The organism is Agrobacterium sp. GW821-FHT14E08 (genome assembly GCF_058803865.1).
Genome location: NZ_JBXAPJ010000008.1, coordinates 160,812 through 169,446 on the forward strand (window position 1 = coordinate 160,812; position 8,635 = coordinate 169,446).

The window sequence follows — 8,635 nt, forward strand, 5'->3', positions numbered from 1 at the left end:
ACTTCGGATCAGCTCGTCCCGAACCGAAGTCCACCAGATATCATCAACAGCAGACAAGGCTGACACTTCACAACCGAGCTTCGTATCTGGACGAGTTTTCAGACGATCTATTGTCGCATGGACCAAGTATCGGTCGTAGGCACGCGTTAGGCGCAATCGCTCCAAGACACTCGGAATATTCTCTGTTGCTATCACCCTTGTACCACATCGGATGCTCTTTAACTGGATCCTGTGGTACGGGCATCGGGCGTTACTCTCTACCGCATTCAACGGGTACTCCATCAAGTCGACGCGGCTACTGCTCAAAGCATCGTAGAGCACCACAGCAATCTCCATGTCTGATCTATACTGTTCGAAACAAGCAGGAACCCCATATTTGTGGTCGAGGGCGGGAAAACATTGAGTTTTATTTACGCTAACGGCCACGCTGATTCTCGTTTGTCCAATATCAATGGGCGACTCGCAAAGAAGCAACAGAGCCGGAAGCACTCGTGTCTGTTCAACCTCACCGTCCCAGCCCCACCCCTGGACACGCAATCCTGACGGCTCGATCGTTAGGGCACCGAATGAGTCTGGCAAAATGGATTCTATTCTGCGGCATACAGTGTAGAGCACTCGAGCAGCAATCCCATCGCCATAGCACAACGCAATGTGACGCAGATTTTCGACTGTTATTACAAGGCTATTCCGATTCGACCGCGTGTTACTGTGAGCCTGATCAACACTTAGTTTCATGCGATTGCGCCCGCCAGATACCAGCCGGTAGGGCTCCTTACCAAAAGATAAACAAACGCAGCTGCATATTGAATCAAAAATCCTGCCGCGTCGGCACGAAAAAGCGCGGTCGGACCTCGAAATGTTGGACGCACTCGGAATGCGGAAAGGTCCCGGAGCGTCTCTGGTTCAACACTTCCGACCGGGGAGACCACAGCGCCCGCCGCAGTTGAACGAATTGACTCATGTACGGTATTCATGTTCCTGGCATGAATCATTAATGTTACCTGCGATTTTCTTGTTAGCTAGTTCAACTTGAGTTTAAGGAAAGTCAGTGACAGGAAGGGGAGCTTGGCGGCTCTCTCTTGGGGGCCACGATTTAAGATGGCCATCATGGTGTGCGCGGTAAACATTCGAGGCAGAGCCCGGGGCGACATTTGGGCACGTGATATCTGCAGCTTGCGTAGCGTAACTACCCCTAAATCCAGTTTTGTTCGCGCTAACTGGCACCGGCAGTGAGATTCCGTAACCTTGAAGGTGTGTCGCACCACACAATGCGGCTGATTGCGCGTCTTCGATCGTCTCGACGCCTTCCATAACAACTACAGGAGAGTAGCAAGACGCGAAGCTGATAAGATGCGCCAGAGCATCAAGGTCCAAGCAAGACCGTCTTGTGGGCTGCAAGAACGACCGATCGATTTTGACGATATCAAAATCAACCAAGCGGAGTAGTTGCGGAGATGCGTAGCCTGCGCCAAAGTCATCCAGCGCAATCCGGCATCCCAACTCCCGCATCTCGTTCAGCATGTTTACCGATCGTGTCACATCGAGTAGTGGCCGCGTCTCCGTCAATTCGAGAACTAATCGAGACGCTAGTGTTGGACGAGACCGGACCTGGCCGGCAATCAGGTCCCACGTTTCGCGACTGCGCAAATTATCGGCCGATATATTGCAGCCGAGGACCGCACAGGGATCGATTTCCAGCTCGTCAAGGGCGAGGCGGACCACGTTCTCGTCAATCAACGAGCAGTATCCCAACTCCTCAAGCGTCGGAATAAATATACCCGCGCCATAATGGCAGCCGTCTGTTCCCTGCAACGTTGCTAAGCATTCGCGATAGAACACAGCATCAAATGGTTCGACCGAATGAACTGATTGGACGTTGAAACTTGCCCTTCCATCAGCGATCGCTGACTTAACAATCTCAACGACCCCTATATTCGAGATATCCGAGTGTCTATGCATCTTTGCCTCCCACTGTCCGTAAGAAAAGTCTGCGCTCATTAAGTTGCGGATCTCCATGGCCAGGAGGTTCGTCTTCTCGAGCTTTGGAGTTTAAGGGGGCATCGCGTTAAGACCAATGCGGAGTCACCGACACATTTGGCCAAAGATAATGCTAACTTCGCCATTGAGGACTTCTGTCCTGTACTCAAAGCACCCGCTTGTGCTCAAAGCTACTGCGCTTGGCAGCTTGGCTAAACAGCTTATTGGAGCATCAAGGGCTCCAACGGAGGTATTGGCCGGTTCTTGGTTTTTCCGGGCGGGCGAGAACGATTTCGCTCGAAAATGGAGCGATAACTCGCGTGTTTTTAGACTAGATGTACGTCATGAAGGCCGCGACGTTGCGCTATGACACGCTGGTATAAAGCGCGGCAGGTTTGATCAATTGGCGTCAGAAGTGGGACGCAACCCCGGTTACCGGACGGATTTTATGACCGACCCGGAAGTTATCGGAAGAGGGCAAAAAGTCGTGTTTGCAAGATAGACCAGAGTATACACCGAAGCCGTTCTTACCGGGAATGGCGCAGGGCCAATCTGCGCATTTGCGCAGTATCGAATGGGCAGATTTCATGGTTTCTGTCGCGCAGCAGACATCCGGGCCGTGGCGCTTTGCCGGTTGTCCGCCCCGATCCCGGCATAGCCCCTAGAATTCGACAGCAGAACAGCCTTGGAACAGAAAATCAATTCTCACTTGTCTCGCAGATCGCTGCTCACCTTGGCAATCAGCTCATTTCTGGCCACAGGTTGCGAGCAGGTTCCCAAGACGAAACTCGAAGTTGCCGCGGCTACCCTGCCCGAAAACAAAAATGAAACGACGACAGCTCCAAAACCGGCGAAGGACAACAGGCCAAAGCCTGCGGGTACCGGTTTCGCTTACGACGAAATTTATGCTGCGCTGGCGGATGGCGGCTTTGACGTTCCAGCAGTCAATTACCGCGCCATTGACCCGCAATACCTCCGACAGGAGGTCGAATACATCACCGCAGAGCCTGCCTATTCCATTGTCGTAGATACAAATGAAAGGTTCCTCTACTGGGTTCTTCCCCGCGGCCGAGCCATACGTTACGGCGTCGGGCTTGGAACTCAGGGCCGATCATGGAAAGGGCGCGCCGTCGTTCAATGGAAGCAGAAATGGCCAAGGTGGAAGGCGCCGGACGATATGATCGCCCGTAATCCTGAACTCAAGCCCTACGGTGTTGAAGCAGGCGGAATGGCCCCCGGCCCCCGGAATCCTCTCGGTGCGCGCGCCATGTATATTTTCCAGAACGGCAAGGATACGCTCTATCGTATTCATGGATCACCGAGCTGGAGAACCATAGGTAAGAATTCTTCCTCGGGTTGCGTCAGGATGTTGATGCAGGATGCGATCGATCTTTATGACCGAGTGAAGGGAAAGACGCCGCTTTTGGTCATCTGATAGCGTCAATCTGAGCGCGCAATGACTAAGAATAAGCGCTGCGGGTCAAATTTACGCCATAAATGGCACCATATCTCGCGTCGTTCGGTTTAGCGGATTTAGGGCCTTTCGGTCTTGAAAACGCCAGATCACAGCGCGCCAAACCTCGCGACAGAGGCATGGGGCAACACATATCGAGCAGCGGGAGAGACCGATATCTCCCGACATCGGCGCCGACGGAGCAACCACCCCGGAAACTCTCAGGCAAAAGGACCGCTGCAAGATCATACAAACTCTGAAAAGCGAGCTGATGCTCGCGCCGATGGTGTAAGTTCGCCGAAACAAGGTGAGCGAATCTCTCAGGCCAATGACAGAGGGGGTGCCAAAAGCCCAAAAACGGGGCAAGGAGCACCTATGGCTGGAAGTCACCCTTCCCTATCGACAGTCGATTGCGTTGACGCAGTTTCAAGACCATTTTCATTGACGGTGGCGGCAATTGCATTTGCCGCACACGACCCTGGCAGGCGTGACGCATTCCGGTGCGTCGGCGTTCGTGTCAGCCAGCTTCAGCGGCGGCATTTCACCCCGGAAAATTGAACAACTCCAAGCGGTTTCACCGGGCAACGCGCTCGACGGGTGGGGCGCAAGCACCTCACGACCCGCCTTCTCGCGATGATACCGCTACGCGGTTCTTGTACGAACACTACCTAATTCAGGAAATTTAAAATGGTCGATTGGGAAGATTTGCGATTTTTCTCCGCCTTCGCTCACCACGGGTCGATCACGGCAACCGCCAAGGCGCTACGCGTCGATCATACGACTGTAAGTCGGCGCATCACATCGCTGGAAACCTCGCTTTCCGTGAAGCTCGTTGATCGCAGGCCAAGATCATATGTACTGACCGCTATGGGACGCGACGTCGCGAACTTCGCCGAGGAAATGAGCAGATCTGCATTTGCTCTGAGCCGTTGCGCCGGGTCCGGCCAGAACGGTATAGAAGGCGATGTCGTGGTATCCGCGCCGCCATCGCTGCTCTACAGCTTCATTGCACCGCAAATCTCCGCGCTGCAATCTCAGCATCCTGACGTAAGCCTCCGTCTTGTCGGTACCATGGAAGCGATGTCCCTCTCCAAGGGAGAGGCGGATATTGCCATCAGCCTGAAGCGGCCGAGCGAAGCCACGCTGGTTGCGCGTCGCCTCGGACAATTGCCCTATTTCCTCTATGCCGACCCTGCCTACCCGACGAGAAACGGCCCTCCTCTCTATATCAGTTACGATGATACCATGCGGGAGTCGGATCACTATCGCTGGCTTGATGAGAGGCTTTCCGCCGACGAGGTGTTCATGTGCAGCAACGACCTGCGCATACAGGCGGCCGCGGCCGCCGGCGGCTGTGGGGTGGCACTGCTGCCCGCCTACCTCGCCGCGGAACACGGTCTTGTGAGGTTCGATCCACTCGATCCCGGCGTCAGGATCGACGTTTGGCTGGTGATCCACGAAGACGTGCGCGACACGCCACGCATACGTGTTGCCATGGACTTCATCAGTGAAAGCCTCAAGCCCTTGTGGTGTTCCTGATTATGCGCAGATCAAGCCTGCGCCATTGCCGAATTTTCCGGGATTTGGCGCGGTGTAAAATGCCGCGTGACAGGGTCTGTCCTGCGCGCGTGCCGTGACCGGTTGTACCTGCCCGCATTCCCACCCTATTCCCGATACCTGAGCGTGGAGTATTTTCATGTCTTTGATTGCTCGTTACAGGAGAGGTGCCGTCGGATACCTTGTTCTCCCTGCCAAAAAACGCAGCGCAAAAACATCCGCTCGAAATCGTCAGCGGGTGGGCCTGCTAATCGTGGCATTTGCGATCGGTTATGCCGCGATCGCAGTCCGCCTTCTACAATATGGCTATTTTTCCGAGAGTGACGCGACGGCGAGTATTCCACGATCTCCCAATATAATCGCCTCCCGCCCCGACATTCTGGACCGCAACGGCCAGCTTATCGCAACGGATATCAATCTCATCTCGCTTTATGCAGAGCCTCGCCGCGTTGTTGATGCAAATGAGGCCATCGAAAAGCTCGCCTCTGTTGTTCCCGACCTGGATTGGGCTGATCTGCACAGAAAACTAACGTCTGACTCCGGTTTTCAGTGGATCAGGAGACAGCTTACGCCTCGCCAGGAAGCTGAGATCATGCGCCTTGGCATTCCGGGCATTGGATTCAGACCCGAAAAGCGGCGGTTTTATCCTGGTGGGCCAGTGGCATCTCACATTGTCGGGCATGTCAACATCGATAATCAGGGGCTGGCGGGCATTGAGCGCTATCTCGACAGGCAAGGCCTGGCAGACCTGCGTGGAATTGGCCTTACCGATCCCACCCAGCTTGAACCGGTCCGGCTGTCCATCGATTTGCGCGTTCAGAGCATCGTGCATACCGTCGTTAGCGATGCCTTGAGGAACTATCGGGCGGAAGCGGCAGGTGCCGTCGTAATCGATGTCGACACAGGCGAGGTTCTCGCGATGGCGTCCGTCCCCGACTATGACCCGAATGAGCCTTCGCGGCGCCTTGCCGATGGCACGATCGACAGGGACTACGAAAAGGGATGGTTCAACCGCATGAGCAATTCAGCGGTTGAAATGGGCTCGACCTTCAAGGCGTTCACCCTTGCCATGGGGATTGATGCAGGCGTCGTCAATCTGAACTCGGTCGTTGATGCCTCCCACCCGCTGAAGATGGGTGGTTTCATCATCAGGGATTTTCACGGACGAGGACGGCCGCTGACAATCCGGGAAGTCTTTCGCTACTCATCAAACATCGGCACGGCAAAGGTCGCTGATCTCGTTGGCCTGGAAAGCCACCAGCAATTTCTCTTCAGACTGGGCTTGTTGTCAAAGATGCAGACGGAGTTACCGGAAATTGCCTCGCCCGCAGCGCCAAGGAACTGGAAAAAGATCAATTCCGCAACGATTTCCTTCGGTCACGGTCTGGCCACGACACCGTTACAGACGGCTGCGGCTGCGGCGGCCCTCGTAAACGGTGGCATATTTCGGCACCCGACCTTCATCGCCGACAGTGGGAGGCGTCACCAAATCACCGGCAGGCGTGTCCTGCAGGCCTCGACCAGCGCAAAGGTCCGCGAGCTGTTCTGGTACAACGGCACCCAAGGTTCGGGCCGAAACGCCCAGGTGGCCGGTTTTGATGTAGGTGGGAAAACCGGGACAGCGGAAAAGGTTATCGATGGCAAATACGCGAAGAACCTGAACTTCAATACATTCCTCGCGGCATTCCCCATGCACCGCCCTCGTTATTTGGTGCTGTCGATCATTGACGCCCCGCTTTCCGGTGAGCGTGGCGGGCGCCTGGCGGCCTTCAATGCCGCGCCGATGGTGCGCGACATCATCGAGCGCGCCGCACCACTCCTCGGGGTTCGACCGTCATTCGGGAACCCGCAAGCATATCCTTTGATGAACTACTGAATAGGCGATGAACCCATGTCATTCGCAGATACTGAATTTTCAGATTATTTGATGATCTTTTCCCCGACGGGCAACATTATCCATATTCTCTATTTCGTTGCGATTGTCGCAGAGGCCATGACAGCCGCACTCGCCGCCGGCCGTCGCGAAATGGATTGGATCGGCGTATTTCTGCTTGGATGCATTACCGCCCTCGGCGGTGGAACCGTGCGCGATGTTTTTCTGAACCACTATCCGCTATCGTGGGTCGAAAATCCCAGCTATCTCCTCGTGACGGGATTATCTGCGCTGGCGACGATCCCGATCGCCCGATATATGTATCACCTGCGCAAGATGTTCCTTTTTCTTGATGCGATAGGACTGGTCGTCTTTACCGTCATCGGCTGCCAGATTGCGTCAAACCTCAACCTGCCGCTGGTTGTCGTGGTGGCGGCTGGTGTGTTGACTGGATGTCTGGGCGGCGTACTTCGGGATATTCTGTGCAACGAAGTACCGCTCTTGTTTCGTTCGGAACTCTATGCAACCGTCTCGGTCTTTACGAGCCTGATCTACTTGATCGTGCCCCTCCTGGGGGTTTCCCACGCGATATCCTCGCTCGTCGCAATGGCCCTCGGGTTGATGCTCCGGCTCCTTGCAATACGCTTTAACTGGTGTGTACCGACATTCGTTTACACGAAAGACCCTCATTGAGGAGCGAGCGCATTTTTCACCGCCGCAAGGCCGCGGCGTAAAAACGGATCGGAGTGCACGTAAAAGAACTGCACTCCACGGGCCCGCCAGCGCGGGATTTCCTCCAGCGTTGCAAGTGTGCCGGCGATCTTTCCCGCTGCGCAAATTTTTTTAACGGCGATGGCGACCTTGTCGATCACCACATCCGGGCGCGGTTCGCCGAATGGCGGCGCGGGCGGATACCCCATATCATGCGAGAGATCGCCGGGGCCGATGAAAAACACGCCTATCCCCTCGACTGTCAGCATCGTCGGCATTGCTGACCATGGGCACCATGATCCCGTCGGCACCGGCGTTCAGGTAGCGGATGATGATCGGCCGTTCTTGCGAATGCGGGCGTACGATGGCAGCACCGCCCACCGAGCGTACCACCTGCCCTGTTGCCCGCACATCCTCGAAGCTCCATGTGCCATGCTCGCAATCGACGAAGACTGCATCCGCGCTAAATTCCACCAGCCGGGCGGAAAGACCTGAATGTGTATGGTGGGGCGTGAACATGCTGATAGCCTCACCCGCCGCAAGACGGGCGCGCAACCTTGCTCCATTCATGGAAGTCTCCCCCTTACTTCTTTTTCGGCATATGTGGCGTGTCGTCCGGCGACCCTACCCAGCGCGCGGAGCCGGAACTCCCGGCTCTTCGTCCGCGCCACTTACCGTCACGACATTGGCGAAGGTTCATCTTCATCCCTTGCCCTCGATGCTCTCCGAAAAGTTGTAACACCCAGTAAAAGCGAGCGAACGGCCTGCCGTCGTGAGCGTGGCAGCCAGGCATGTTCGGGGATAAACGGTATGGAGTTTAAAGTCTCAGAAGCAACTGACCATACAGGTAAGCTTTTCGCATCCCGCTTTGCACCCGATGATTTTGGATTTTATGTTTTACGACAGGGGATTTAGCGCCGACGATCGTAGCTGTTTAGCGTGCTGGATCGTAGTTTTAGGGTATTGTAGGATACTGTAGCGTAGGAATTGGTTGCGGGGGCAGGATTTGAACCTGCGGCCTTCAGGTTATGAGCCTGACGAGCTACCGGGCTGCTCCACCCCGC

The 8,635-nt window shown here is 55.4% G+C and carries 5 protein-coding genes, 1 pseudogene and 1 riboswitch; of the genes and pseudogenes, 4 read left to right on the forward strand and 2 right to left on the reverse strand.

Annotation, left to right across the window (positions count from 1 at the left end):
* Positions 1 to 1,035: 1,035 nt before the first annotated feature.
* Positions 1,036 to 1,998 carry an EAL domain-containing protein gene (locus AC1ROR_RS23230; protein ID WP_498590882.1) on the reverse strand — a complete coding sequence of 321 codons (963 nt, stop codon included), beginning with the start codon at positions 1,996 to 1,998 and terminating at the stop codon, positions 1,036 to 1,038.
* Positions 1,999 to 2,662: 664 nt separating this feature from the next.
* Here AC1ROR_RS23230 and AC1ROR_RS23235 point away from each other — a divergent pair.
* The 4 genes from AC1ROR_RS23235 to AC1ROR_RS23250 all read left to right on the forward strand — a co-directional run bounded on the left by AC1ROR_RS23235 (position 2,663) and on the right by AC1ROR_RS23250 (position 7,553).
* Positions 2,663 to 3,412 carry a L,D-transpeptidase gene (locus AC1ROR_RS23235; protein ID WP_498590883.1) on the forward strand — a complete coding sequence of 250 codons (750 nt, stop codon included), beginning with the start codon at positions 2,663 to 2,665 and terminating at the stop codon, positions 3,410 to 3,412.
* 171 nt (positions 3,413 to 3,583) lie between these two features.
* Positions 3,584 to 3,677: riboswitch (glycine riboswitch) on the forward strand.
* A gap of 440 nt (positions 3,678 to 4,117) precedes the next feature.
* Positions 4,118 to 4,969, forward strand: coding sequence for a LysR family transcriptional regulator (locus AC1ROR_RS23240; RefSeq protein ID WP_498590884.1), 852 nt, complete (start codon positions 4,118 to 4,120; stop codon positions 4,967 to 4,969).
* A 157-nt stretch (positions 4,970 to 5,126) separates the two neighbouring features.
* Complete coding sequence (locus tag AC1ROR_RS23245) at positions 5,127 to 6,863, forward strand: peptidoglycan D,D-transpeptidase FtsI family protein (RefSeq protein ID WP_498590885.1); 1,737 nt, start codon at positions 5,127 to 5,129, stop codon at positions 6,861 to 6,863.
* A 15-nt stretch (positions 6,864 to 6,878) separates the two neighbouring features.
* Complete coding sequence (locus tag AC1ROR_RS23250) at positions 6,879 to 7,553, forward strand: trimeric intracellular cation channel family protein (protein ID WP_308400416.1); 675 nt, start codon at positions 6,879 to 6,881, stop codon at positions 7,551 to 7,553.
* On the opposite strand, the pseudogene AC1ROR_RS23255 reads toward AC1ROR_RS23250, so the two are convergent.
* Positions 7,547 to 8,141: pseudogene (locus AC1ROR_RS23255) on the reverse strand (aldolase/citrate lyase family protein). The gene AC1ROR_RS23250 and the pseudogene AC1ROR_RS23255 overlap by 7 nt on opposite strands.
* Positions 8,142 to 8,635 lie beyond the last annotated feature (494 nt).